Source organism: Lentimicrobiaceae bacterium (assembly GCA_023227965.1).
Taxonomy (GTDB): domain Bacteria; phylum Bacteroidota; class Bacteroidia; order Bacteroidales; family JALOCA01; genus JALOCA01.
The window spans coordinates 19,580-45,708 of record JALOCA010000004.1; the positions used below are offsets into that span (position 1 = coordinate 19,580).

A 26,129-nucleotide genomic window follows, 5' to 3' on the forward strand; every position below is an offset into this window, starting at 1 on the left:
TGAAAACACAAGGTTTTTATCCTAAAGACAAATTGAGCTAAAATCATCTGACCTTCAGGTGCCATTTTTGATTATTGACATCATACCCCTCAAATTCAATAATTTCAGTAAAGCTGCCAATGCAAAGGAAGATAATATCATTACTACAAATCCGGTTTCCCAATCTGTAAAAAATTCTTTCGACAGCCAGTTAACAGCTAAGAGGCAAAGTCCAAATAACAGAAGAGTAGTAATATATTTAAAATTCCTATTAAATTTAAAGATGTACTGTACAAAAATAATCTGCAAGATAATCGTAACCAATTGAGATACAAAACTGGCAATAGACGAACCTTCAGCTTCCATTCCAGGAATTAATATTAAATTGAGGGCAACATTTATCACCATACCTACTACGGAAATGATAATCAAATGTTTTAGATTTCCATTTGCAGTAAGTAATGTTCCGAAAATATAAGTTGAGGAAATAAACACAAAACTACCCATCAGGAAACCAAAAATAGAGGAAGATTGTTGGATTCTTAACTGGTAAAAGGCTAATGTTTCGTTATGATGTTGGGGATATAGTAATTGCATTAATTCTTCTCTGTAAAATGCAGCGCCAATAGCAATTATGAGTGCATTTGTAATCAATAAAGTAAATGATAACTTGACCATTTGCTCAACAGATTCCCGGTTTTTGAGCATTCTGGAAAAAATAGGCAATAACAATACCGAAAATAAATAGGCTATCATAATTGAAGCATCAAGCAATCGAAATGCAGAAGCATAAATTCCTGATTGCACTGATCCTATTCCCTTGGGTAACATGCGCTCAATCATCACAGTATCTATCCGATAATAGAACATCATGAGCAAATACAACACCGCAAACGGGAGGCTTTGTTTGATAACTAATACAAAAAACGGTTTATTCCATACCAAACGTTTAAAGTTTGCCTTACGAATTACAAAAAATAAAGCAACACAAGCAGTCAACAGATAAGCCACGGTCTGAGCATATACAAACCATTCAATCTTGAAAGGAGTTATCGTAATATTGCCCCATAACAGTACACCGCATATCACAATCATCAGCAAACGATCAAGTACAGACATAAAACTGTCCGTTTTAAACATCATTAAGCCATTGATATTTGAACGCAGATACAAAATGAAAAAAATCAGGAACTGATTAAATGCCAGGAATGCAAGCAAATAAAGTTGTGGTGCTTTGTAACCGATAATCAAGGCTACCGTGAAAGTAACCACTGTATATACCACTGCAAGAATAAACCTTAAAATGACAATACTCGAAAAATACTTGTTCAGCAGTTGATGATTCTGGGCAATATTCCGATTATTAAAATTGGTAATCCCGAAATCGAGTAAAATATTAAACAGGTACGAAAAGTTGAAAATTGCAAAATAGAATCCATAACTTTCTGATCCTACAACATTTTGCACGGTTCGGTCTATGCCAAAAATCCAAAAGGGTTTTACCAGAAAATTTAAAAATAATAGTAAAGCAAGATTTGTAAGGAATTTTCGCTGCATACAAGCCAGATAGTTCGAAAAATTCTAATTTTGTGCAAAAATATTGATTTTATCAATGTTTCAAAGCTTTTTATTGTTTTATCAATTTTTCATATAATTACTAATAACAATACCAGAAAGTTGAAGATAGCTGTTAATACAAGATTGCTTATAAAGGATAAATTAGAAGGCATCGGTTGGTTTACAAAAGAAACCCTCTCAAGAATAACCCGTTGTCATCCCGAACATGATTTCATCTTTATTTTTGACAGAAAATTTGATGATACTTTTATTTTTAATCAAAATATTTCTCCTGTAAAAATTTTTCCACAAGCTCGCCATCCTTTTTTATATTATATTTGGTTTGAATATTCTGTTCCGAAAATACTCAAATCCACTCAAGCTGATGTATTTCTTTCTCCTGACGGTTATTTAAGCCTGAGTTCTCCAGTGCCCTCCATACAAGTAATTCACGATCTTAATTTTGAGCATTATCCTGATGATCTTCCTGTATTTGAACAAAAATATTACAACTACTATTTTCCTAAATTTGCCCATAAAGCTTCTCGTATAGCCACAGTTTCTCAGTTTTCGAAAAATGATATTATAGAACAATATGCCATTGAAAGTGAAAAAATTGATGTGTTGTATAACGGAGCAAACACTATATATCAGCCTTCTGATGAAAATCAAAAAAAATTAACTCTTAAAAAATATACAGAAGGACATCCTTATTTTTTATTTGTAGGTTCCTTACACCCAAGGAAAAATCTTGTCAATCTTTTTAAAGCTTTCGACATTTTTAAAAAAAATGATAATTCCGGTATCAAGTTGCTGATTGTGGGAGCCAAAAAATGGTGGACGAATGCCATTGAAGAGGCCTATAATAACTTATCGTATAAACGGGATGTGCTTTTCACGGGCAGACTGGGTCTCGAAGAATTGAATAAAGTGATGGGAGCGGCTCTTTCTCTTACTTATATAAGTTATTTTGAAGGATTTGGAATACCTATTGTTGAAGCTATGCAAGCCGAAGTTCCTGTGATTACTTCTGGGATAACCTCTATGCCTGAAATTGCCGGCAATGCAGCTTTGTTGGTAAATCCTTTCGATCCGGATAATATCGCTTCGGCAATGACTGAAATTGCCCGCAATGAAAAAACGCGTATGCAATTAATTGAAAAAGGGAAAATTCAATGTAAAAAGTTCAGTTGGGATAAAACGGCTGAACGCCTTTGGCAAACCATCGAAAAAGTGTTGAATCAATTATAATTCAAGCATTTAAACAATATTCACTTCCCGCTCCAATCTGGTTCCAAATTTTTCGAAAACTGAAAGAATTATTTTTTCTGATAAGTTCCAAATATCCATCCCCGTTGCTTTTCCAAAGTTTATCAGCACCAAAGCTTGTTTTTCGTGTACACCCGCTTCACCCAACCGTTTGCCTTTCCAGCCTGTTTGTTCAATAAGCCACCCTGCAGCAATTTTATAGCTTCCGTCTATTTGGACATAAGCAGGAAAATCAGGAAAAATTGTTTTCAATTCATTATATTTTTGTTGCGAAATTATTGGATTTTTAAAAAAACTTCCAGCATTTCCCAATTTTTCAGGATCGGGAAGTTTCTCCTTTCTTATTGCACACACTGCCTGCCTGACAGCGCTAATAGTAATTTTATCAGAAAGGTTTTTCTCAAATATCCCTGCAAGCGATTTATAAGCGATATTGGGCTGCGGATTCTTAAAGAGTTTGAATATTACAGAAGTAATTATATGCTTCCCTTTAACTTCATTCTTAAAAATGCTGTTTCTGTATCCAAACTTACAATCTTTATTCAAAAATTCGCAGATATTACCATTTTCTGTATTCAAAGTTTCAACCCTGACGATGGTATCTTTCACCTCAGACCCATATGCGCCAATATTTTGAATAGGGCAGGCTCCAACCGTTCCCGGAATGAGTGAAAGGTTTTCAATCCCACCCAAACTATTTTCAACACAATATTTTACAAAATCATCCCAAGTTTCACCTGCCTGTACTTTTATAAACACATTTTCCTCATTTTCGTCAACCTGTGTAATTCCCTTCGATGACATTTTGATTATCACCCCATCATAGTCTCTTAAAAACAGGATATTACTTCCCCCCCCAAGAACAAGAAATGATGAAAACCCATAAAGGTTTTGCCGAATAAATATTGCAAGCTCTTTTTGAGAAAAAACTTCAATAAAAAAGCGCGTCTTCACATCTATCCCAAAAGTATTGAATCGTTTGATTGAAACATTCTCTCTGATTATCATATAATTATTTTATAATTCTCCGTTATTTTGTACAAACATTTTCATATGGCAAACTTTCATAAAATTTTTGAATTACACATAAACGGGATAAAAATCCAGTCCGCTTCTCAGCAACCGTTCGTACTTGAAGTACATTAATTTTGCGGTCAAAAACATTTGTATGAACAAATTAAAACGAGTTTGCGGACTGGACGTGCACAAAGATATAATTTTTGCGTGTGTCAAAAAAGGAAAATATCAAAGTGAAGTAAAACAATTTTCAACAACCACTCAGGGCTTGTCAGATATGAGCCATTGGATGCAAGGAGAACAGGTTTACAACGTGGCAATGGAAAGCACCGGTATTTATTGGATGCCTGTTTGGCGGGCGTTAGAAAATGAATTTGAACTTTTGTTGGTTAATCCGTATTTTATCAAACAGATGCCTGGACGGAAAAGTGATGTACAAGATGCACAATGGATCGCCACATTGTTAGAGAAAAAATTACTTAAAGGCAGTGTGGTTCCTAAAAAAACGATACGTGTGTTGCGTAGTTACCTGAGACGTTATGCACAGTTGCAAGGACAAATGACGCGGTGTTTGCAGCAAATAGAAAAACAACTTTCACAGTGCAACATCAAGATTGCTTCGTTGAGTTCTACTATTGGCAGCAAGACAGTGATAAATATTGTTGAAAGTATCAGCAAAGGCAATTATGCTCCTGAACAACTTCTTGCATTAGTTCATAGTCGTATTTTGAACCGGCACGGAGCAAAAGTAAAACAATCATTGGAAGGCATCATTGAAGAACACGATGTGTTTCTGTTACGGCAGATATACAAAGATTATCTGCATATAGAAAGGCAGTACAACGAGTTATTGGCACAGGCACAAAAAATAGCTGAAGTGCAGTATAAAGAACAACTCGACCTGCTGCAAACCATACCGGGAATAAAACAATTATCAGCCGTTATTATCTTAGCCGAATTAGGCGGTAACATCAAACTATTTGAAACAGCAAAGCAACTTACAGGTTGGTGCGGATTAAGACCAAAGAACGATGAAAGTGCAGGAAAAATAAAAAGCCGTTCCATTACAAAAGGCAATAAATATCTGCGCAGAATATTAGTTCAAACCGCATGGGCAGCCAGCCGCACCCAAACTTGTTATCTAAAAACCAAGTTTGAACAATTAGCCGTCCGCAAATCAAGTAAAAAAGCACTCATAGCCATAGCACGGAAACAATTGGTCATTATTTGGAATGTGCTGACAAAACAAGAGGTATATAAAGAACCTCAAATCAAATTATCTACAGAGCAAATCAGCAGAAAGCAAAAGTATTATCAGGAAAAATTAAGCAAGTTGCAACAGCAATCCCGCAGTTGCGGGGAAAAGACCGTTTAAATTTGTGGTGGCAATGTCCCGATTTTATTGGAATAACCCCGTTTACAAACTGGCATCTTTCGCTCTCGTAGCAATACGGGATACCGAACAAAAACATAAGGCATAGACCTTGAAGAAGAAATTAGCAAACAAATGCTCAGTATCCATCGCAATACAACAGAAAGGATTTATAGAAGAAATTTAATAAAATCACATAAATATATTGCTATGATTTTCTGATATTTACAAATTTTAGTTTTCATATAAAAAAATTTTATTTACTTATTGTTTAAGTAAAATTTTGGTGTAAATTTGCAGCCTCTTTGGGAGCATAGCTCAGCTGGTTCAGAGCATCTGCCCTACAAGCAGAGGGTCACAGGTTCGAATCCTGTTGCTCCCACGAAAAATGAAAGCCATCTAGTTACAGATGGCTTTTTTATTTTTCCCATGCCATTTAAGCATGTTATATTTTCTGAAGCTCTGAATAAATTTTATATCGGTAGTACACGTGATGCTTTAACGGAAAGATTAAAAAAGCATCTTCCTATCTATAAGGTATTTACGGGCAGAACTAAAAGTTAGAAGACGGAAGAATTTGCCGATATTTCTTTAGCTGTAAAAGTATCCCTCCTCAATTAAGGCATAGCCTACTCTTGAAAAACCAATTGTTTGCCCTGAATGATAATAATTAATTGTTTCTACACATTATTCTTAATATTTTTGTTGTCATATTATTGTAACCTTTAGCCGAAAGTTAATGAGCCACGTCCGAATCCCAGTATTGATATTGCTGATTTGTAGCTTATTCTTTTCATGTACATCTTCTAAAAACTCAGTCCGAAAAGGATATTTATTGGATAAAAATAAAATAACCATCAGCAACAATCAAATCACAAAAGATGAGATTAATGGCTATATTTTACAAAAACATAATAAAAAATTTCTTGGTATATTCCGGTTTAATATATGGGTTTATGAAACTGCAAACCAAGGTAAGGACAACCGTGTAAACAGATGGTTAAAAAAAACAATAGGACAAAAGCCTGTTATTCTTGATACTGTACAAACGAATACTTCGTTAAAACAAATAAAAGCCTATCTGAACAATAAGGGATATTTTTCTTCACATATAGCAAAAAATATTAAATATAAAAAGAAAAAAGCTATAGTAAATTACAATATTCGTTTATCAACTCCTTATACCATCCGCAATATCAGTTATGCAATTCGCGATCGGATGATTGACTCCCTGGTTACATCAGATATTCCACAATCGTTCCTCAAAAAAGGTGATATATATAATGCCTATACACTGGAAGATGAACGCGACAGGATCACCACATTTTTGAAAAACAACGGTTTTTATTATTTTTCCAAGGAATATATTCTTTTTCATGTAGATAGTACCTTAAAAAGCCATCAACTTAATATTACAATTGATATTCAGGATAGTAAAAAACAATTTGCCAACAATTCTAATTTTTCGGAAACGAGAAGCCACCCTCGATGCTTTATCAATTCTATTTACATATTTCCGGATTTTTCTCCAGAAGTTGGTACAAATGTGCCTTTTGACACTATTAATTCGGGAAACAACCGCTATTTTCTGTATAAGGATAAATTACGTCTAAAACCCAAATCGGTGATAAGGAATTTATTTCTCAAAAAAAATTCGCCCTACCGTATGGAAGACGTGCAGCTTACTTACAACCGCTTGTCGGGTTTGGGAGTAATACGGTTTGTTAATTTTGACTTTTCTTCTTCCCCTGATAAAAAATCTACAGTGGACAGTACTTGGCTTGACTGCCATATTCAACTAACAAGAAATCCATTACAAAGAACCTCGTATGGAACTGAAGGCACAAACAAAGGAGGGTATCTTGGCATAACAGGATATTCAACATATCAAAATATCAATATTTTCAGAGGATCTGAAATCCTCAATCTCAAGTTGAAAGGCTCACTCGAAATGCAAAAAAATCTTGGGAAATCCCAACCTTCCAATGAATTTTTATTTTTCAACACCATAGAAACAGGTATTGAAGCCCGTTTTGATTTTCCCCGGATTGTTTTCCCTGTTAAACAGGAAAGGGTTTCCAAATTTTCGAGCCCCAATACTAGCCTTACCGGTGGTTTTAATTTCCAGTTACGACCTTTCTACAAACGCTATATTACCAATCTTTCTTTTGGATACGAGTGGAAACAAAGTCAAACCATTGCCCATATTTTATCACCTTTTGAAATTAATTCTGTTCGCATTTTTCCCTCATCTGAGTTTACCGATTATTTAAATTCGCTTAAAGACCCACGCTATAAATACCAGTACACAGACCATTTAATTATGGCGCTGAAATACAGCCTTATATTTAGCAACCAGGGGCAAAGACACCAGAAACACTTTGAATACTTCCGTTTGAATATGGAAACATCTGGCAATAGCCTTAACTTGTACAGCAAATACATTGATAACACCCGGAATGCCAATGGAGATTATACCTTGTTTAATATCCGTTATGCGCAATACCTAAGAAGTGATTTTGATTTTAGGTATTACAATGCCATTAATCCACGGAATCTGATAGTGATAAGAGCCGCCGCAGGATTAGGTTATGCTTATGGAAATTCGAAATCTCTGCCTTTTGAAAAAGGTTTTTATTCCGGAGGAGCTAATGGCATGCGGGGATGGAGAATTCGCTCTCTTGGTCCGGGGGCTTTCCGGGATACTTCGGACGCCAATTTTGATAAAATGGGTGATATTTTGTTGGAAGGAAATATGGAATACCGTTTCCCCATTTATCGTTTTTTGAAAGGTGCATTTTTTGCCGATGCAGGAAATATATGGACGTTGAACACTAATTCCGACTTTCCTGATGGGAAATTTTCCTCTTCTACCTTTATTAATCAAATAGCAATGGACGCCGGTTTTGGGATTCGGCTCGATTTTAGTTATTTCATTTTCAGAATTGATGGTGCTATTCCTATCCGTAGTCCATCACTCCCGCAGGAAGATCGTTGGATTAAAGTACCTGCAATGCAAATTGGAGATATTATCTGGAATTTTGCTATAGGTTATCCGTTTTAGCCAGCAAAACGATGACTTGAGCTTCCACACCTTTTTCTTCCCCTACAGCGCCTAATTTTTCTGCTGTTTTTGCTTTAATATTAACATTATCAGTGGGCATATTCATAATACCCGACAAGGTACTTACCATCAATGGTATGTAGTTTGCCAAACGGGGCTGCTGAATAATAACGGTAGCATCAACATTTACAACATAAAAGCCCTTATCTGTAATTAGCGCCATAACTTTTTTGAGAAGAATCTTACTGTCTATCCCTTTAAATTCCTGAGAAGTATCAGGGAAATGATATCCTATATCCCGTAAAGCCGCTGCGCCCAATAGTGCATCACAAAGTGCATGAATCAGGGTATCAGCATCAGAATGTCCTACGGCTCCTTTGGTATGGGGTATTTTCACTCCGCCAAGCCAAAGGTTGCAGCCCAAGGCAAGGCAGTGTATATCATAGCCCAAGCCCACCCTGAAATTCACGTTTATTTTCTTTTGTCAGAAATATATTTTATTTAAGGCTCTTATCTTTTTTATTAAGAGCAGCAAAATCAAACAAGAGAGTGAAGCGTAACGTATTTTCCAACGGATTTTTCTGGTCGGTAGGAATGAGATAAGAGAAATCAAGGCCGAAAACATTGTATTTTAATCCCGCACCAAGGGTAAAATATTTGCGGTTCCCTTTCATTTCATCTTCATAGAAGTATCCACCCCTGATGGCAAACTGTTTTTCGTACCAGTATTCTACGCCTATGGAATAAGATATTTCTTTTATTTCTTCACTAAATCCGTCGGGAGCATCATAAAACGACTGTAACATACCTGAAACTACGGATACATCCGGGTTTTTCCCTTTTAAAATTTTTTGATTTCCATCGGGTCCCACAACAGGTCCATTACTATCCGTCTCATAAATGGGAGGAGTAGGAACCAACAATTTATTAAAATCAACCATGAAGGTAAGGCTGTTAAATTCGTCGAGATTTAACAAAAGAGAAGGTCCAAGGCGGAGGTTGGTAGGTATAAAGTCTTTGCGGGTATTGTCGTCAGAATAAGATATCTTTGTACCTATATTTGAAATATCAAGTCCAAATGAAAATTTTCCATCAATATTATTTTGGGGGAAAGAAATATCGTCAACATAATAAACAGCCACATCGGCAGCTACGGATCTGCCCGGTTTTGTGGAAGAAGTTCCCACATTAATATTTTGCGTAATATTGGAATTAATAAACCGTCCTGCTACGGCTCCAGACCATTTGGGTGAAAATTTCCGGGAATATGCAAGGTCAATAGCAAATTCGTTTGGGTTGCGGGTAGCAATTCTTTCGGCATTAACATCGGTAAACTCTATTTGACCCAGTGAAAAGAATAAAAGAGAGGCGGCGATTGCGTGTTGTTCTCCAAGTTTATAATATCCTGTTACATAATAAAGGTTTATGTCATCTACCAAAGCTTTTAGCCAAGGGCTATACGCAACAGAAAAACCAAGATTATTTTCAATAAATGCATATTTTGCAGGGTTCCAATGCATAGAATTGGCATCGGGGGAAGAAGAAACTCCAGCATCGCCCATAGCCCCTGCCCGGGCATCGGGTGATATCATCAGAAAAGGAACTGCTGTAGTTATAGTATTGAGATTACGCCCAATATAATCACTCTTACTCTGCGCAAAGCAATTGGTAATTTGTGTTGTCAGAAGAATAATAAATGCGATTGATGCGATTTTCTTGATTTGATACATAATATTTCTTAAATTAAAGGGCACAAATTTATTAAAAATCTATTTAGTAAAACTAAACGAAAATATATCCGTGTTATTGTTTACTAACTATTACCTTACCCGAAGTTTCTATATAATTATTTTTACTTTCCAGTATTTTAACTTTGTAAATATACATCCCATTAGATATGGGGCTACCATTGTCAGATCTCCCATCCCACTCAACTAATTGGGATACATATCCTTCAGAAGTAATTTGCACAGGTCCTATCGTTTTTATCTTATTCCCGGTCATTGTACAGATTTCAATCAGCATAGAGAGTCCTCCGTTGAATTGGTTATGCGAAAATTCAAACCAGGTTTTATCGCTGAAAGGATTGGGATAGCAAAGCACGTTATGCGTTTTTAACTGTATAGTATTCTGAACATTAAATTCTATTTCCGCTTCGGAAGAATTGTTATAAAGATCCCAAGCTCTAAGTGTCAGGGTATGCTTTCCTTCAGGAAGGGTTTCTAACTGCAATTTGATTATCCCGTCGGTATAATTATCTACTAACGGTGTAAAGTAATCATTTACAATAAAAGAAGAATAATTATTGTGATCGGTAGTCAGGATAATATTGTGTCCTATGCCTGAATTCAAAACATTGATTCCGCTGGTGTCGTGCAAAGCTGCCATCAGCATCGCATTGTTATGTACGACATCTTCTGAACGAAATGATGTATCATTCAAGTACATGGAAATAGCAGGACCTTCGGTATCAGGCAAAGGATCAGGATTTATACCGCCTATGACAATTTTATCGAAATAACCGGTAGCATCCACCGAACCATTTTCGGCATAAAAGCTGAATTTGCCGAAGCCGTTAGACAGCATAATATCGCGGGGAATGAGTACATTGATAGTAAAATCTCCGTTCACCACACTTGCAGAACCATCGAAAATAACATTTTTTTGAAGGAAAAAACCAGTTTTATAACTATCCCAATCGTTTCCAAGCGTGTGGTATTCTGTTGATTTATCAAAGATTTTTACAAAAACCTTTCCATTAAAGTCGTCTACTTTTTCCCCGGATGCATTTGTGATTATCCCGGATAAAGAAAATCTGTCGAAAGCCTGTAAGGTATCTGCAAATTTTTCTATCTGTATATCATTAATTTTTGTAGCCAATACGTGCAACTTAGGATACGCCAGCCTGAGTGCAGGGTCACCCAATAAAACAAAATTTTTGAAATATATAGAAGAAGGGACCTTTGATTTTTTCACAATATCGCCGAGCCGTAAATAATTTCCCTGTTCATCTCTTGCAAAAACATAATTGTAAAATCTTTTGTTCAGGTTAAAGTTAGGGGTGGAAAAAGCCGGTCGTGTTGTAGTAAATAATGCTATTCCGCCTCCGTTGCTATTCAGCATTACCCATTCGCCGGCAGACACCCTTTCAGGGTCGTCGAAACGGCTGAATTCGCAGGTTGCAGTGATAAAAAGTGGCAGGCAATCAATATTTTCCCATTCTTCTATGTCCTGAGTTGTAGCCAATCCTTCGCCGGAAAGTCCTAATTCGCTGCCATGTCCGGTATAATTTATAATTAGTGCACCCTGTTCAATACGCTTTGCAAGGGCTTTCGTAGCGTCCGGGTACGAAGAGCTTGTCGCATTAGTAATTTGTTTGTACGAATCAAGGTATATTTTATCAATATTGTATACAGGGTCTTTATCTTTTACAATCTCGCTAAGCTCTTCCGCCTGGTCGAAATGCAGGTTTTTATTTTCATCATCGGCAATAAAACAGGTAATATTTCTCCAATCGCGCAGAGTAAGAGGAGAAGGAATCATGTAATGTTCAATTTTGTTGACGATTGCATCGGCTTCTGCCACTGTTGAAACCGCTAAACGTCCAATTCCTATGTCCACATTTCCTACAGCACCTTCTCCTTCCTCTTTGTCAAGAAGTCCGTAAAAGTCATCACAAACATAGGAACCTGTGCTAACTAATGATTCCTCGGATTGAAAAGTAGGAACGAAGTTATTATTATCGGGATACCTGTTTTTAGGATCAAATGAACCATCACCAAACAATAATAGATACCTCGGACGACTGAGAGAATCGGAAGTAAAGTAAACATTTCTTACAAAATCGCGAATGGCTGCAATATCCTGAATGCCGGAAGAAAATTCGTTATAAATTTCCGGAAGAATGGTTACTGCATATGTGAGGCCATCGTTGTTTTTGTGCAATTCGCCAAGCCGTACTGCCTGATTGTAAAATACTTCTTGTGTAATAATAAGTAAATCAATATTTTTAACAGAATGCAGGTTCTGATTATTAATTAAGCCTATCAATTCAGGTGTAAAAAATTGCGAAGCATCAAAAGCAACAAACTCGCATAAAGTATCGGTTGGCAAGGTAAAAAACAGGGAGTCTCCTACCACTTGGGGAATAATTTCTTTTATTGAAGTTGGTCGTGATAAATCCCAGATAGTTGGCACCTGAGTGCTAAACTGCATTCCAAAACGAGTAATTTTTTGATAACCTGTTGCATACGCATTTCTGAACAAAAGCTGACCACTTCTGAATTTCAATTGCCTTTCAATATTAAGTTCAATAAAATCAAGCCAGCCTTGCGAAGAAACGGTTCCTGGATTGTACTGCAGGCTCAGATTCAATTCGGGCTGAGTGATTGTAAAGGTTTTGAGCTGCATGGCAGAACGGGCATAAACAGAACTCAATGCCGGGTCAAGATCAGGCACATCGCAATGCAGAATGGATACATCATCTTTTATAATATCAAATGAAGTAGAATCTGCCGACTTTGCAGCTATCTTCAAACGGACTCCGGCAGGTTTTCCTACTACTACATCCTGAAAATAGTAGGAGGGTAATTCAATTTTTGTTTGCAGGTTATCAAACTTTTCTCCATACCAATCCTTTCCTGATTTTATAAGATTGATGCTGTCTTTTTCGTAAACACGATAATCGGTAAAAGTTGTTGCGTAGGAATTGGGCACAAAAGGGTAAACTGAAGATTCGACTATCCGTTTTCCTTCCTCAGTATTAAAATTCAGAAAATAACAATTATAATCAGCATACAGGTGCTTAATGTGTTCATACACTTTGTAAAACGGATTAATTCTCCATGAATCGGGCGATTTACCATAAAAAAGAAAAAAATCGCCAGGATTAAATTCCCCATCGCCACCGTCGTTTACATATATTGCATTTTCGAGTAAATCTATGGGACGATAGTAGGTATTGGATTCGGGTAAAATTCCGAAAGAATTACCAAACACCCTGATTTTTTGCGGATTAATACCAGCCGCATCAATGCCCCAAGCATTTAGCTGTTCGTATGTAATTTTATAAATCCCGCTTTCCTTCACCTTTATTTTATACCAATTACCGGAAGCAAGCACCGAATTTTCAGCAAAGGCAGCCTGTTCTGGTTTTGTTTGCGACTTTGCGTAGTCAATATTTTGAAAAAGTTCACCAATACGACCATTATAATTTAAAGGTACTACCTGTTGCGCATTTAATATGCCAAAAAGGCAAAATACCACAAATACAGTAAATATTTTTTTCATATTTTGATACTAGTATGGTAACATACAAACTATTAATTTTTTACAACTACAAGTTTTCCCCCCTTTTCCGCAGAATATCCATCATTGGTTATCACGTTGAGTCTGTAAAGATACAACCCTTGTCTTACACTACTACCATTACTATCTTTCCCATTCCAAACGGCTGCAACCGAACGGTATCCATCGGCAGTAAAAGTACTTTCCATCGAAGTAACTAATTGCCCCTCTGATGAATATATTTTCACTATTGCTTTCATTTGTTTACCTGCCTGGTTATGGTCAAAAATGATTTTTGTTTCATCCGAAAAGGGATTAGGGGCATTCAATACATGGGTAAGGTTGAATTTCCCAGAATTTTTCACATAAAATTCAATATATGCCTGCGATGAGTGATTAAAAACATCCCATACTTTTAGCGAAATAGTATGCAACCCCTCGGTTAGTCCGAAAAAAGGATAAAGTATAAAGCCTTCCTTGTAGGTGTTAAGTACCGACTCGTAATAGTCATTGAGTATTTGGGGTTCTTCAGTATTTCCGTCAAGTACTGCTATGATATCATGTCCAATGCCGTTGCCTACGGTGTTGATACCGCTCGAATCGCTGATATAAGCATACAGTTTTGGATTTTCGTCGGTGATTCCGCCTGATTCGAAATTTTTATCGTTTATATACATTTGAATGTCAGGGCCTGCATCATCATCGGCTAAATATTCAGCCATACCACCTACTATGATATTGTTATCGTATCCGGAGGCGTCGTTTTTATCACTATAAGCATAAAAACTCAATTTGCCGTTTCCATATTGGAATGCGATGTCGCGGGGAACAATAAAATTAAGTACAAAGTTTCCATTTGTTACATTTGCTTTTCCTTTGTAAATAATACTTTTTCTGAGTTGGAAAGTAATTGTACTTCCGCCATCGTTGCCTTTTGTTTCAATGGTATTTATTTTATCAAAAACTTCAATATTTACCGTACCGTTAAAATCATCCACTTTACGATTCCCGATGTCCCTTATTTCCCCTCTCACTTCAATGTCTGATAATGCTTTAAGGGTATCTGTTGCATTTCCGGTAAATTTATCAATTATAGAAGTGGTTACTACCTTTAATTCAGGGTAGTTAATAGTTATAGCAGGGTCGCCAAGCAGGATAAACTTTTGTCCGTTGGTGGGGTCTGAACCATTTTCACGTTTGGCAAGTTTTAAAATATCACCCAGTTTAGGATTTTTGTCGTTTAATTTTTGGAGGGCATATTTATACAAACTCATGTTTAGATGTGCATTGGGGTCACCATAGGTAGGTCTCGTGGTAGTGAACATGGCAATGGCACCTCCATTGGGGTTCAAAAATACTAATTCACCTGCCGAAACCCTTCCGGGGTCATCAAACCGGCTGAACTCGCAAGTTGCAGTTACAAAACAAGGCAAGTTATTTATGTTTTTCCAACTTTCAATATCGTTGATTTCTAACACTCTTTCATGTGCCCATCCCACTTCTCCACCATGTCCTGTATAGTTGAGAAACAGCGCACCTTTTTCTACCCGTTTGTTAATACTTACATTTACATCGGGGTAGCGGTTTCCACCCGGAGTAGATACCTGTTCGTACGCATCCAGGTAAATTTTATCAATGTTAAAGGTAGGATAAGTGCTTTCAATGTATTTTGCAATTGCTTCCGTTTGCTCAATATGTATGTTTCCTTCCTCATCGTCGGCAACAAAGCAAATTATGTTTCTCCACTCGCCCATTATTTCCGGACTTTGCACTGAATAATACATTATTTTATCCACCATTTTTTCTGCTTCTTCAAGGGTATTTACAGGAAGTCTTCCTATACCCACATCAAGATTTGCTACAAATGTATTTCCTTCATTATTTTCCAAAAAACCAAAATAGTCATCTGTAACATATGATGTTACATCATTATAAGATGCTTTACTCTGGAATGATGGTATTTTATTGGTGTTATTCTGCAGGTAATCCTTATAATCATACGAGCCATCACCAAACAAAAGAACATACTGTAAAGGAGTACTTTTTTGTCCCCTGTCATAAAGCATTTTTATAAAGTCGCGGATGGCAGAGATATCTTGGGCACCTGAAGAAAACTCATTGTAAATCTGTTGCGGAGTAACAACTGTAACAGATAAATTGTCATGTTCTGCATGAAAAGTAGCAAGACGGTATGCTTGTTCTGAAACATCAGGATGTGTAATAATCAGCATCTCTGTAGGTTCGAGAGCATGTAGGTTTTGATTATCAATTTTACCAAAATTTTCAACCTGGTAATACAAAGAGCCGTCGAAAGCTACAAATTCGTGTAATTTGCTGCTCTGCCATCTATAAGTATTAATATTTCCATTTGTATTAAGCGAAAGCCTGGCAATACTGTCAGGGTAGGTAACATCCCAAACCTGGGTTTCTGAAGCCGACGATTCAAGCCGGAGTTCAGCAATTTTACCATCACCTACTGATGTAATATCCCTAAAAGGTAGTTGACCTCCATGGAAGATCAAGTTTCTGATTACATTCAGTTCAATAAAGTTCAACCAGCCTATTGATGATGAAGCCGGCTTGTTATAAGTAGTTTTAACATTTATGGAAGGTGAAGTAACCATAAATTCTTTATTACCCAAAGCTTCAACGGCATATTCATGGCTATTTCTAGGGTCTGAAAAATTAACAACTACATTTAAGGCTTCCCCTTCTATAGTAAAGCTGAAAACACTTGCCTGGGGTGATTTTGCCGCCACGTTAGCATTAAGAATTACTGGTGAAGCCGTATTCAAATCGGGAAAATTGAAGTTAAAATCATAACTTTTTACGGCATCAAAGACTTCGCCCAGCCATATTCTTCCTGATTTTATAAGGTTAATTTTTTCTTCCTCATGGTAAGCGTAATCGTTAAAAGTATTTACGTGGTTTGTTGGCGAAAGAGAAGATGATGCTAATAATGAAATCCTTTTCCCTATTCCGGAATCGGTAGTTATAAAGTAATAAGTATAATCGGAATAAATATTGAGATTATGTTCAAAATAATTTTTTAATAAATTGTATTTCCATACGGTCGGCGATTGTCCATAAAAAAGGATGTAATCGTTTGGGTCGAATTTTCCATCTTCTTCACCGCTCACAAAAATCGGGTTTTCAATAAGATCATCGTACCTTGCATCTCTGTTGGCTTCGGGCAGCATTCCACCCCCGTTTCCGTATATCCTAATATTGTGTGGGTTAATGGATGAAACATTGATGCCCATGGAAGACAGGTCGTTATAGGTAATTTTATATATTCCTGTATTTTTTACGCCTATTTTGTACCAGCTACCGGTTTCAAGCACCGAATTATAGGTACTAACCGTTGCTTTTATCCCTGCTTTATAGTAAGTACTATCTTCAGTTATTGCAATCTGGGCAAAAGTAATCTGAACGCTGAAAATAATGAAAATTAATAGTAATACTTTATTTCTCATATAGTTGGAAGTAAAAAACATCAATAAACTTGCCTTCGCAGTCATTCCTTGATAAAGGTGTTAAACTGCCTTTACATCAAGTTAAAATAAGACTGCAAATTTAACGTTATCTTTATTGTTAATATTGTAAATGTAGATGTAGTAAAAAAAATAATTTGGTTTTTAAAAAATATTTGTATTATTGCCTGCGAAAAACAGCGGGTTGATATATGCTTAAAAAATTCATTTTCATAGTTATATGTAGTAGTAGTATGTGTGTATCTTTTGGGTATTCACAAGATGCACAGTTTTCACAATACTTTGCCCATCCGCTTTACCTGAATCCTGCACTTGCAGGAAATAAAGTCTGTCCACGCTTGACATTGAACTATAGGAACCAATGGCCATCCATTTCTAATGGATTTGTAACCTATAGTGCTTCGTACGATCAATATGTTGAAGCACTACATGGAGGTGTCGGTGTTATGTTCGTAAGCGACCAGGCAGGTGGAGGAATTATTTCTACTAATGCAATTACCGGAATGTACAACTACCGGTTCAATGTTTCCGACCATCTTATAGCCAGTATGGCATTGCAGGGAGCTTACCAGTTTAATAAATTAGATTGGGGAAAATTAATATTCGAAGATCAAATAAATACCCGCCAGGGAACAATAAATCCTACCAGTGAAAAACCACCCAGCAACGAAAGTGTTGGTTTTGCCGATTTCGGAGCCGGAATATTGCTTGGTTACAACGAAAAATTATACGGTGGAGTAGCCGTTCACCATCTTTCGGAGCCGGATATTGCATTTTATGATAACGGGAAAAGCAATCTTGATATGAAAATAACCGCTCATGCCGGTGCAATATTTAGTGTTGCAGGAGATTATTCAAGAGATGATCCATCTGATATTTGGGCAATTTCTCCACAAATTCTTTACCAGCAGCAAGGGAAATTTCACCAGTTAAATGCGGGTATATACCTGAATGCTTTCCCTTTTGTAGGAGGATTTTGGTACCGGCACAATTTTGAGAACCCTGATGCCGTTATAGCTATGTTAGGGATTCAATATGACGCCTTAAAAATTGAATATAGTTACGATTATACGGTATCTAAACTCGGGAATGCAAGCGGAGGAGCACATGAAGTATCTTTGGTTTATCAATTCAGATGTATTGAAAAGATGCGAAAAATCCGGCCACTTGATGTTCCCAATTTCTAAATTTTTTATCTTTGCAAACCTAAATTAAAGAATACACAATGGTAAAATACGGTAAATTCATTCTCACAGTAGCAGTTATAGGCTCTCTTACCTTACTGACATCGTGTTTTAAAAAAGATGTTTCAAAAACCACTGGTTGGGAATACAACAACGAAAAAAACGGTGGCTTCGAAAAACCTCCTTTTAAAGAAACAAAAACAGGTCCGGGACTTGTACTTATCGAAGGCGGAACCTTTGTTATGGGACGTACCGAAGACAATCCTATGTACGACTGGAATAATATTCCTCGAAGAGTTACTGTCCAGACTTTTTACATGGACGAAACCGAAGTAAGTAACCTCGATTATGTGGAATATCTGTATTGGTTGCACAGGGTTTTTTATACCGACCACCCGGCTGTTTACCGTAAAGCTTTGCCAGACACCCTTGTATGGCGTGACAGGCTTTCGTACAACGAACCTTTAGTGGAAGTGTACCTTCGTCACCCGGCTTACCGCAATTATCCTGTAGTGGGTGTTAACTGGCTGCAAGCCAATGATTATTGCCTCTGGCGTACCGATAGGGTGAACGAAATGATGCTTGTAAAAGCAGGCATACTTGATTACGATCCCGCCCAAAGAGGAGACAATAATTTTAATACCGAAGCATACCTAGCAGGACAATACGAAGGTATTGTAAATAAAAACCTTAAAAGTTATAACCCTAACGGTACCGGAGCCCGTAGGGCAAAAGTGGAAGATGGAATCATGATGCCCAAGTACCGCCTGCCGACCGAAGCCGAATGGGAATATGCCGCTCTGGGTCTTGTAGGAAATACTTCCGACGAACGCATAGTTGAACGCCGTATCTACCCATGGAACGGAAGTGGTCTCAGAACCGATAACCATAAAGCCTATGGTGATTTTGTTGCCAACTTCAAACGCGGACGAGGCGACTACATGGGCGTTGCCGGCAATCTGAACGATGCCAACGACATCCCCGGAGAAGTTGATGCATACTGGCCCAACGATTTCGGATTGTATAACATGGCTGGTAACGTTGCCGAATGGGTACTTGATGTGTATCGTCCCCTTTCGTTTCAGGATATTGCCGACCTTAGCCCCTATCGTGGCAATGTATTCAAAACAAAAGCTACCGATGCCGATGGCGTACTCGAACAAAAAGACAGCCTTGGAAAAATCCGCTGGCGCGAAGTTACTCCCGAAGAAAGTGCCAACCGTCGTAATTACCGGCAAGCCGACAATAAAAATTACCTCGATGGAGATTACCCCTCAACTATTACCAATGATTGGAACGCGAAACCTTCCAATACTAATACTACCAACTACATGTATGAATACGGTATTAATTCACTCGTAAGCGATAAATCAAGGGTTTACAAAGGTGGTTCATGGAAAGACAGAGCCTACTTCCTCAGCCCCGGCTCACGCAGATTCCTCGACGAAGATTTAAGCGCCGATTATATCGGCTTCCGATGTGCCATGTCAAGGGTGGGGAGCCCTATAGTTGGAAAAAGAAAGTAAACTTAAAAAAAATATCTAAATCCACCCCATCGCAAATTGTTGTGATGGGGTTTTTTCAATTTCATTTAAAATGATTGATATTGAATGTATTTATAAAATTTTTACCCGTCACCCTGCCATCGTAACCGACAGCAGGAAAATTATTCCGGGATGTATTTTCTTTGCATTAAAAGGAGAAAATTTCAATGGAAATATTTTTGCACAATCAGCTCTTGATGCCGGAGCCGCCTATGCCGTAGTTGATGATGCAGGATACGCTACAAACGACCGCTGTCTTTTGACCGACAATGTATTACAAACCCTTCAGCAACTCGCTACTTTTCATCGTATGCAATTTGAAATCCCCGTAATAGCCATCACGGGGACCAATGGGAAAACTACTTCCAAAGAGCTTATAAGCAATGTATTAAAACAAAAATACGCCCTTATTGCCACAGCAGGCAACCTCAACAACCACATCGGAGTTCCTCTCACCCTACTATCCATTTCGAAAAAAACAGAAATTGCGGTCGTTGAAATGGGAGCCAATCATCCCGGGGAAATTGAATTTTTGTGCCATTTGGCAAAACCCACCTATGGGTTGATTACCAACATCGGGAAAGCCCATCTGGAAGGTTTTGGCAGCTTTGATGGAGTAATTGCGACAAAAACAGAACTATACAGATTTCTTTGCCAAAATAACGGAAAAGCCTTTGTTAACAGCGACAACTTGTTGCTTATGCAAAACCTCAACGGGGTACAGACGATTGAATATGGTAAAAATTCCTTGTCAAGTTATTCGGTAAAAACGATTGAAAACAATCCTTTTGTAAAAATAATGGTCAATACCGGAGAAAAAAACTATAACATATCTACCCATCTGATAGGCAATTATAACTCTGAAAATATCCAAGCGGCTATCGCTGTCGGAACTTATTTCGGTGTTTCTTTTTCGGCAATAAAAAATACCATCGAAAATTATCGTCCTTCCAATAACCGATCGCAGATGCTGCAAACTGCTAAAAACACCCTTGTCCTCGACATGTATAATGCCAATCCAACCAGCATGTCAGCAGCAATTGACAATTTCTCCACCCTGCAATTTGCAAGAAAAATGCTCATCCTTGGCGATATGCTTGAACTGGGTACGGAAAGCGAGAAAGAACACCAAACTATTATTAAAGAAATAGAAAATAAAGGTTTGATCAAGGTTATTTTAATAGGTTCCCAATTTTGCAAAGTCAATACAAATACCAGTTTTCATTGCTTTGCAGATGTAGCACAGGCAAAAAAATTTATTCAGCAACAGAATATTGAAAACACCTGCCTTTTGATAAAAGGTTCGAGAGGAATTCATTTAGAAGATATTACCGATGTGCTATAAACCTCAATCCACATGGAAAACCATAGGTATCATGTCGGGCACTTCGCTCGACGGGCTTGATATGGCATATTGCGAATTTACAGAAGAAAACGGAAAATGGTCGTTCCAAATCATCAGGGCGCAAACCTATGACTACGATGCACAATGGAAAAAGAAACTCAGCGAGCTACCTGGGAAAAATGCCCTTACCTTAGCGCAAACGCATGTAGAATTGGGTCATTTCATTGGGAAAACAGTCAAAGAGTTTATCACCAGTTACACATTGAAACCCGATTTTATTGCCTGCCACGGGCATACTATTTTTCACCAACCAGATAAAGGTTTTACATTACAAATCGGTGAGGGTGCTTCTATTGCAGCCGAAACCGGCATTGCCGTTGTCTGCGATTTTCGTTCTCTTGATGTAGCACTGGGCGGGCAGGGAGCACCCCTGGTACCCATTGGCGATAAATTGTTATTTCCTGATTATGATTGTTGTATTAACCTGGGTGGCTTTGCCAATATTTCTTATAATGCTTTTTATAAACGTATTGCATTTGACATCTGCCCTGTAAATATCGTTATCAATCATTTATCAGAATTACTCGGCAAAAAATTTGATGAAAACGGGGAACTTGCCCGCACAGGTAAATTACATTTGGAACTTTTTCAGGCATTAAACCAACTCGCATTTTATAAAACACCTCCACCCAAATCACTGGGTAAAGAATGGGTTGAAAAAAATGTATTTCCACTTTTGCAGCAATATTCACTTCCCATACCCGACTTGATTCGGACAGTAACGGAACATGCTGCATACCAGATTTCTGTTGTAATTAATTCTATTTCTGGCAATACAAGTGAACATACCACTTTGGTAACGGGAGGCGGGGCAAAAAATATTTTTCTGACAAAACTGCTCCGAAAATACTGCAACAGCCATTTGTATATACCCAATAATCTGATTATTGATTATAAAGAAGCTCTCATTTTTGCGTTTCTGGGAATACTGCGGATGCAGAAAAAAGCCAATTGTTTGCAATCGGTAACCGGTGCACGTATTGACAATACGGGAGGATGTGTTTATGAACCCTAATTTTGTGTAATTGCGTTTTAATTTTTTTATCAAAACAAAAAACAGAGCAACTATTAATCTGCTGCCCTGCTTCTTTCAGACAAATATTGTAAGTTATTTTAATTCTGGTTATTATAAGGACAGTTTTGATTGCCTCTGCCCTGTTTGCCACTGCGAAAATGTTTTTTGTGCATTTTACCCATTGGTTGTTTGTCAAAAACAATTTTTTGTTCATCAGTAAGCAAATTCCTGATTTCCAAGCGATGCGTAATCTTTTTCTTCATCATTTGCACTTTTAGCTGCCCGATATCTTCAATTACTTTGTTAATGGCATCCATATCCGGTTTATCGGCATGGTTTAATGTGTTCAGCCTGGCTTTCTTTTCTGCCATCTGGTCGCGGATTGCCTGCATAGATTTGAAATGTTGATCGTGGAGTTTTTCAATTTTTGTCTGCTGATCTTCAGACAAATTTGGCAAACTATGGTTATAGTATGCTCTATTACAGTTTTTTTCATCGAGCCGTTGTTTGCCATACCCGCTTCCAGGTTGTGCAATGGCTGTATTTGCTGCCATAAAAGCCAGCATAAAAAGTACAGCCGTTATCATTTTCATAGTTTTCATGATTGATTGATTATTAGTTATTATCTTTATTTATTCTTTGTTGCTGATTTTTCCAGCCATGGTGATGCCTGTATTGCATTTCTTTTCCCGGTTTGGCATCGTTAAGTTGTGGAATTTTGTTCAGAAGCGTTTTTAATTTTTTGCGTTGTGTGGGAGTACATATTTTTTGTAGAGCAATAAAGTGTCTGTATGTATTTATTTTCAATTGTTTATGTAACTCCCCCATCGAAAGTGCTATTGCATGCAACTCAGAAGTATCGGGAGTATCATTCGAAAGTTCCCGAATCATTTTTTGCTTGTTTTCGCGCTGCTGTTTAAAAATTTCAGAAGATGAAGAAAAAAACTCCATTCTTAATGTCTTAAACTGAGTTTTCTGCATAGGGCTTAATTGCAACTCTTTTTCAATGAATCCACCACCGATACCTCTTGGGTTTTGTTCTTCGGGAGTACTATGCCTGAAGGAATGGTAAGCCATTGTGCCAAGGGCAGCAATATTTATGATTAACAGAATAATTACTGTCCACGTAAGAAGTGCTATTTTTCTTGTGGTACTCATATTTTTATTTGTTATTAACGTCCAAATAAGTATTTAGTGATTCCTGCAAAACGCCATCATCATCAAGATAATATTCACTGGCGGAAATTGCCAAAACTGTATCCCTGTCGGAGAAAACGGTGAAAGGGACACTACCATACCACAGGGTATTTCCTATGATGATACCGACAATTATCCCTGCAATTACAGCAACAGTCAAGGGGGTTAACTTATTTAAAAAAAATGACATAGGTGCTGAGCGGATTGTATTCTGATTTTTTATCTTTTCGATTACCTTAGCCGTAAAATATGGATTGATGTTTGCATTTTGCAAATCCTCTTTCATCTCCTGAAAAACAGATTGCAATTGATTAAATAGTAAATTGCATTGTTGACATGTCAAGAGATGTTCGGTAATTAGTCTTTTTTCCGAAACAGAGAAGCTTTCTTCGGAATAAAACACCATTTTCGATTGCACTTCTTTACATTCCATTGTCTTACTTTTTTAATTCGACACCTGCTATTAATAAAACTTGCGTTTGAAAATATTTAATGGTATAAGTAAATTAATTTTTTTTGAAGATTAATCTTGGCTCTGTGAATAAGCGATTCTACTGACGGCAAACTGGTATGCATTACAGCGGCAATTTCTTTATATGGTAAATCATCGAAATTGTGTAAAGTGAATGCTATTCTCTGTTTTTCAGGCAATGTTTCTATAGCTTTGTACAATTCTGCGGCTCTTTCCTTATTTTCAATGGCATAGCCCGGATGCATGTTTTCTGTTGCAACAGGCTCATTTTCTTCATAATTTTTTGAATATAAAATATTTTCAAATGCTTGTATCCATTGTCTGCGTTTCACACTTCTGAGAAAATTTATTGATTTATTTACTGCAATACGGTAAATCCAGGTTGAAAATTTTGAAGCATTTTTAAATTTTGGTAACGATTGAAATACTTCTACAAAAACGTCCTGAGCAATATCATTGGCATCGTCAGTATTATGAATAAACCCAAAACATATTTTATAGACCATTGTTTTATAGCGTTCTACTATTATTTCAAAAGCTTTTTCCTCATTCTGAATGGCTTTAATAATAAGTTCGTTTTCGGTCATAGCAATGGACTTGGCATCTCTATTATGACAACTTTTGAATTCCGGAGTTTAATTGCAATAATACATCAGACAAAAGAAATGGGGAAAACTTGCGTAATACAATTACTAGCATTATACTTGCACAATTAAAACGCAAAAATCATATTAAATTAACCTAAAATTAACATTAGCTTAAAAAAACCTCGGTTGTACAGTTTACTTTTGCGCAAAATTTATATTTTTTAATATGAATTTATCATGTAAGCACATAAAGAATTAACATGTTCGGTTTAGATATTTGGTTAACTATTTTACTGATAATATGCTTGTTGGCAGCCTGTTCTTTTGAATTTATCAATGGATTTCACGACACAGCCAATGCGGTGGCAACTGTAATTTATACTCACTCTTTAAAACCTAAAGTTGCAGTTATTTGGTCAGGGATGTGGAATTTTATAGGAGTATATGTAGGTGGAATTGCAGTAGCAATGGGTATAGTTAATCTTTTACCTACTGAAGCCCTTATAGATCAGAATATTTACCATGGTTTAAGCATGATAATGGCATTGCTGTTGACTGCTATACTTTGGAATTTGGGAACATGGTATTTTGGTATTCCCTGCTCAAGTTCGCATACATTAATAGGTTCAATTTTTGGTGTTGGCCTTGCTTATATGCTAATGCCGGGAGGACACTCGGTGGTTTTAAACTGGAATAAAATAGGCGATGTTGGTCTCTCTCTGCTTATTTCACCGGTTTTTGGCTTTGGATTTGCTTTTATTCTGATGGTTATACTTAAAAAGTTGATAAAAAATAAAAAAATATTTAAAGACCCTCCTGAAAAAAAAGCTCCACCTCTCTGGATTCGAAGCATCTTGATTTTAACTTGTACCAGTGTAAGTTTTTCGCACGGTTCGAACGACGGACAAAAAGGAATTGGACTGGTAATGATAATCTTAATTGGCATTATTCCTTTTCATTTTGCACTCGACCATACAAAAAAACCCCAGCAACTTGTTACAAGTTTACAAAGAATAGAATTTACCCTCTCAAAAATTGATTCAGCTAAACTTAATAAAGAACAACTGGCAACTTTCCATTCCATACAATTGGAAATTGATTCCATACAATCGTATGTATCCCACGCGACACTTTTTACCCAGGTTCCTTCAAAAAAACATTTTGAAATAAGAAAAGATATCCTCCTTATTGCAAAGAAATCGAATGCCTTGATATCCGAATATAATATACAATACAATAATATTATTCCATCATCCGAAACAAAAATATTTAAAAAACACATAGCAAATATTAAAACATTTACAGAATATTCCCCCTGGTGGGTAATTTTAATGATCTCATTATCATTAGGATTAGGGACTATGATTGGGTGGAAACGTATTGTTGTTACCATAGGCGAACGCATCGGCAAAACCCATTTAACTTATGCGCAGGGAGCAACCGCAGAAATAATAGCTGCCAGTACCATAAGCGTTTCTACTTGGTTAGGCTTGCCGGTGAGTACCACACATGTACTTTCATCCGGAGTTGCCGGTTCTATGGTTGCTGATAATGGGCTTAAAAATCTGCAAATGAAAACGGTAAAAAACATCGCCATTGCCTGGCTAATTACGTTACCTGTAACTATATTTCTCTCAGCCATTTTATTTTTATTGTTTCGCATGATTTTTAGCTAATTTTGCGCACT

18 protein-coding genes and 1 tRNA gene are annotated in these 26,129 nt (G+C 37.0%); 9 read left to right on the top strand and 10 right to left on the bottom strand.

Going from position 1 to position 26,129, the window contains the following annotated elements; genetic code table 11:
- Positions 1–54: 54 nt before the first annotated feature.
- Positions 55–1,536: a polysaccharide biosynthesis C-terminal domain-containing protein gene (locus tag M0R21_02270; protein MCK9616638.1), complete on the bottom strand. Its 1,482-nt coding sequence runs from the start codon at positions 1,534–1,536 to the stop codon at positions 55–57.
- A 120-nt stretch (positions 1,537–1,656) separates the two neighbouring features.
- On the opposite strand from M0R21_02270, the gene M0R21_02275 reads away from it, so the two are divergent.
- Positions 1,657–2,787, top strand: a complete 1,131-nt coding sequence (locus tag M0R21_02275; protein MCK9616639.1) for a glycosyltransferase family 4 protein — start codon at positions 1,657–1,659, stop codon at positions 2,785–2,787.
- A gap of 9 nt (positions 2,788–2,796) precedes the next feature.
- Here M0R21_02275 and murB read toward each other — a convergent pair whose 3' ends face one another.
- Positions 2,797–3,813, bottom strand: a complete 1,017-nt coding sequence (gene murB / locus M0R21_02280) for a UDP-N-acetylmuramate dehydrogenase (GenBank protein MCK9616640.1) — start codon at positions 3,811–3,813, stop codon at positions 2,797–2,799.
- 160 nt (positions 3,814–3,973) lie between these two features.
- On the opposite strand from murB, the gene M0R21_02285 reads away from it, so the two are divergent.
- The 3 genes from M0R21_02285 (at position 3,974) to M0R21_02295 (ending at position 8,258) form a co-directional block, all read left to right on the top strand.
- The gene (locus M0R21_02285; protein MCK9616641.1) at positions 3,974–5,197 is read left to right on the top strand and encodes an IS110 family transposase; all 1,224 of its coding nucleotides are present in this window, start codon (positions 3,974–3,976) and stop codon (positions 5,195–5,197) included.
- Positions 5,198–5,501: 304 nt separating this feature from the next.
- Positions 5,502–5,576: transfer RNA gene (locus tag M0R21_02290), tRNA-Val, on the top strand.
- A gap of 453 nt (positions 5,577–6,029) precedes the next feature.
- On the top strand, positions 6,030–8,258 hold the full coding sequence (locus M0R21_02295; protein ID MCK9616642.1) for a BamA/TamA family outer membrane protein: 2,229 nt from the start codon (positions 6,030–6,032) through the stop codon (positions 8,256–8,258).
- On the opposite strand, the gene ispF is transcribed toward M0R21_02295, so the two are convergent.
- From ispF to porU (M0R21_02315), 4 genes are all read right to left on the bottom strand, one after another.
- Positions 8,239–8,727 (bottom strand): 2-C-methyl-D-erythritol 2,4-cyclodiphosphate synthase, encoded by a 489-nt coding sequence (gene ispF, locus M0R21_02300; GenBank protein ID MCK9616643.1) that lies wholly within the window; start codon positions 8,725–8,727, stop codon positions 8,239–8,241. The genes M0R21_02295 and ispF overlap by 20 nt on opposite strands.
- A 28-nt stretch (positions 8,728–8,755) precedes the next feature.
- Positions 8,756–9,988, bottom strand: coding sequence for a type IX secretion system outer membrane channel protein PorV (gene porV / locus M0R21_02305; GenBank protein MCK9616644.1), 1,233 nt, complete (start codon positions 9,986–9,988; stop codon positions 8,756–8,758).
- A 73-nt stretch (positions 9,989–10,061) separates the two neighbouring features.
- Positions 10,062–13,547, bottom strand: a complete 3,486-nt coding sequence (gene porU, locus M0R21_02310; protein ID MCK9616645.1) for a type IX secretion system sortase PorU — start codon at positions 13,545–13,547, stop codon at positions 10,062–10,064.
- Between the two features lie 32 nt (positions 13,548–13,579).
- Positions 13,580–17,020 carry a type IX secretion system sortase PorU gene (gene porU, locus M0R21_02315; GenBank protein ID MCK9616646.1) on the bottom strand — a complete coding sequence of 1,147 codons (3,441 nt, stop codon included), beginning with the start codon at positions 17,018–17,020 and terminating at the stop codon, positions 13,580–13,582.
- A 209-nt stretch (positions 17,021–17,229) separates the two neighbouring features.
- Between porU (M0R21_02315) and M0R21_02320 the strand changes: the two genes are divergently transcribed.
- From M0R21_02320 to M0R21_02335, 4 genes are all read left to right on the top strand, one after another.
- Positions 17,230–18,225, top strand: a complete 996-nt coding sequence (locus tag M0R21_02320; protein ID MCK9616647.1) for a type IX secretion system membrane protein PorP/SprF — start codon at positions 17,230–17,232, stop codon at positions 18,223–18,225.
- Positions 18,226–18,263: 38 nt separating this feature from the next.
- On the top strand, positions 18,264–19,748 hold the full coding sequence (locus tag M0R21_02325; GenBank protein MCK9616648.1) for an SUMF1/EgtB/PvdO family nonheme iron enzyme: 1,485 nt from the start codon (positions 18,264–18,266) through the stop codon (positions 19,746–19,748).
- A gap of 70 nt (positions 19,749–19,818) precedes the next feature.
- A complete protein-coding gene (locus M0R21_02330) occupies positions 19,819–21,111 on the top strand; it encodes a UDP-N-acetylmuramoyl-tripeptide--D-alanyl-D-alanine ligase (GenBank protein MCK9616649.1) in 1,293 nt (430 codons plus the stop codon).
- Positions 21,101–22,186 (top strand): anhydro-N-acetylmuramic acid kinase, encoded by a 1,086-nt coding sequence (locus M0R21_02335; protein ID MCK9616650.1) that lies wholly within the window; start codon positions 21,101–21,103, stop codon positions 22,184–22,186. Before M0R21_02330 ends, M0R21_02335 begins: the two co-directional genes overlap by 11 nt.
- Positions 22,187–22,284: 98 nt before the next feature.
- On the opposite strand, the gene M0R21_02340 is transcribed toward M0R21_02335, so the two are convergent.
- Genes M0R21_02340 through M0R21_02355 form a run of 4 tightly spaced genes read right to left on the bottom strand, consistent with a single transcriptional unit; the run spans position 22,285 to position 24,442 of the window.
- The gene (locus tag M0R21_02340; GenBank protein MCK9616651.1) at positions 22,285–22,788 is read right to left on the bottom strand and encodes a Spy/CpxP family protein refolding chaperone; all 504 of its coding nucleotides are present in this window, start codon (positions 22,786–22,788) and stop codon (positions 22,285–22,287) included.
- Positions 22,789–22,801: 13 nt separating this feature from the next.
- A complete protein-coding gene (locus tag M0R21_02345; protein ID MCK9616652.1) occupies positions 22,802–23,344 on the bottom strand; it encodes a periplasmic heavy metal sensor in 543 nt (180 codons plus the stop codon).
- A gap of 4 nt (positions 23,345–23,348) precedes the next feature.
- Positions 23,349–23,816 (bottom strand): hypothetical protein, encoded by a 468-nt coding sequence (locus M0R21_02350; GenBank protein ID MCK9616653.1) that lies wholly within the window; start codon positions 23,814–23,816, stop codon positions 23,349–23,351.
- A gap of 56 nt (positions 23,817–23,872) precedes the next feature.
- Positions 23,873–24,442, bottom strand: coding sequence for an RNA polymerase sigma factor (locus M0R21_02355; GenBank protein ID MCK9616654.1), 570 nt, complete (start codon positions 24,440–24,442; stop codon positions 23,873–23,875).
- A gap of 260 nt (positions 24,443–24,702) precedes the next feature.
- On the opposite strand from M0R21_02355, the gene M0R21_02360 reads away from it, so the two are divergent.
- Complete coding sequence (locus M0R21_02360) at positions 24,703–26,118, top strand: inorganic phosphate transporter (protein ID MCK9616655.1); 1,416 nt, start codon at positions 24,703–24,705, stop codon at positions 26,116–26,118.
- Positions 26,119–26,129 lie beyond the last annotated feature (11 nt).

Coding starts and splice junctions, on each gene's coding strand:
- M0R21_02270 (MCK9616638.1), bottom strand. CDS start 1,536: ATGCAGCGAAAATTCCTTACAAATCTTGCTTTACTATTATTTTTAAAT.
- murB (MCK9616640.1), bottom strand. CDS start 3,813: ATGATAATCAGAGAGAATGTTTCAATCAAACGATTCAATACTTTTGGG.
- M0R21_02285 (MCK9616641.1), top strand. CDS start 3,974: ATGAACAAATTAAAACGAGTTTGCGGACTGGACGTGCACAAAGATATA.
- porV (MCK9616644.1), bottom strand. CDS start 9,988: ATGTATCAAATCAAGAAAATCGCATCAATCGCATTTATTATTCTTCTG.
- porU (MCK9616645.1), bottom strand. CDS start 13,547: ATGAAAAAAATATTTACTGTATTTGTGGTATTTTGCCTTTTTGGCATA.
- porU (MCK9616646.1), bottom strand. CDS start 17,020: ATGAGAAATAAAGTATTACTATTAATTTTCATTATTTTCAGCGTTCAG.
- M0R21_02320 (MCK9616647.1), top strand. CDS start 17,230: ATGCTTAAAAAATTCATTTTCATAGTTATATGTAGTAGTAGTATGTGT.
- M0R21_02325 (MCK9616648.1), top strand. CDS start 18,264: ATGGTAAAATACGGTAAATTCATTCTCACAGTAGCAGTTATAGGCTCT.
- M0R21_02330 (MCK9616649.1), top strand. CDS start 19,819: ATGATTGATATTGAATGTATTTATAAAATTTTTACCCGTCACCCTGCC.
- M0R21_02335 (MCK9616650.1), top strand. CDS start 21,101: ATGTGCTATAAACCTCAATCCACATGGAAAACCATAGGTATCATGTCG.
- M0R21_02340 (MCK9616651.1), bottom strand. CDS start 22,788: ATGAAAACTATGAAAATGATAACGGCTGTACTTTTTATGCTGGCTTTT.
- M0R21_02345 (MCK9616652.1), bottom strand. CDS start 23,344: ATGAGTACCACAAGAAAAATAGCACTTCTTACGTGGACAGTAATTATT.
- M0R21_02350 (MCK9616653.1), bottom strand. CDS start 23,816: ATGGAATGTAAAGAAGTGCAATCGAAAATGGTGTTTTATTCCGAAGAA.
- M0R21_02355 (MCK9616654.1), bottom strand. CDS start 24,442: ATGACCGAAAACGAACTTATTATTAAAGCCATTCAGAATGAGGAAAAA.
- M0R21_02360 (MCK9616655.1), top strand. CDS start 24,703: ATGTTCGGTTTAGATATTTGGTTAACTATTTTACTGATAATATGCTTG.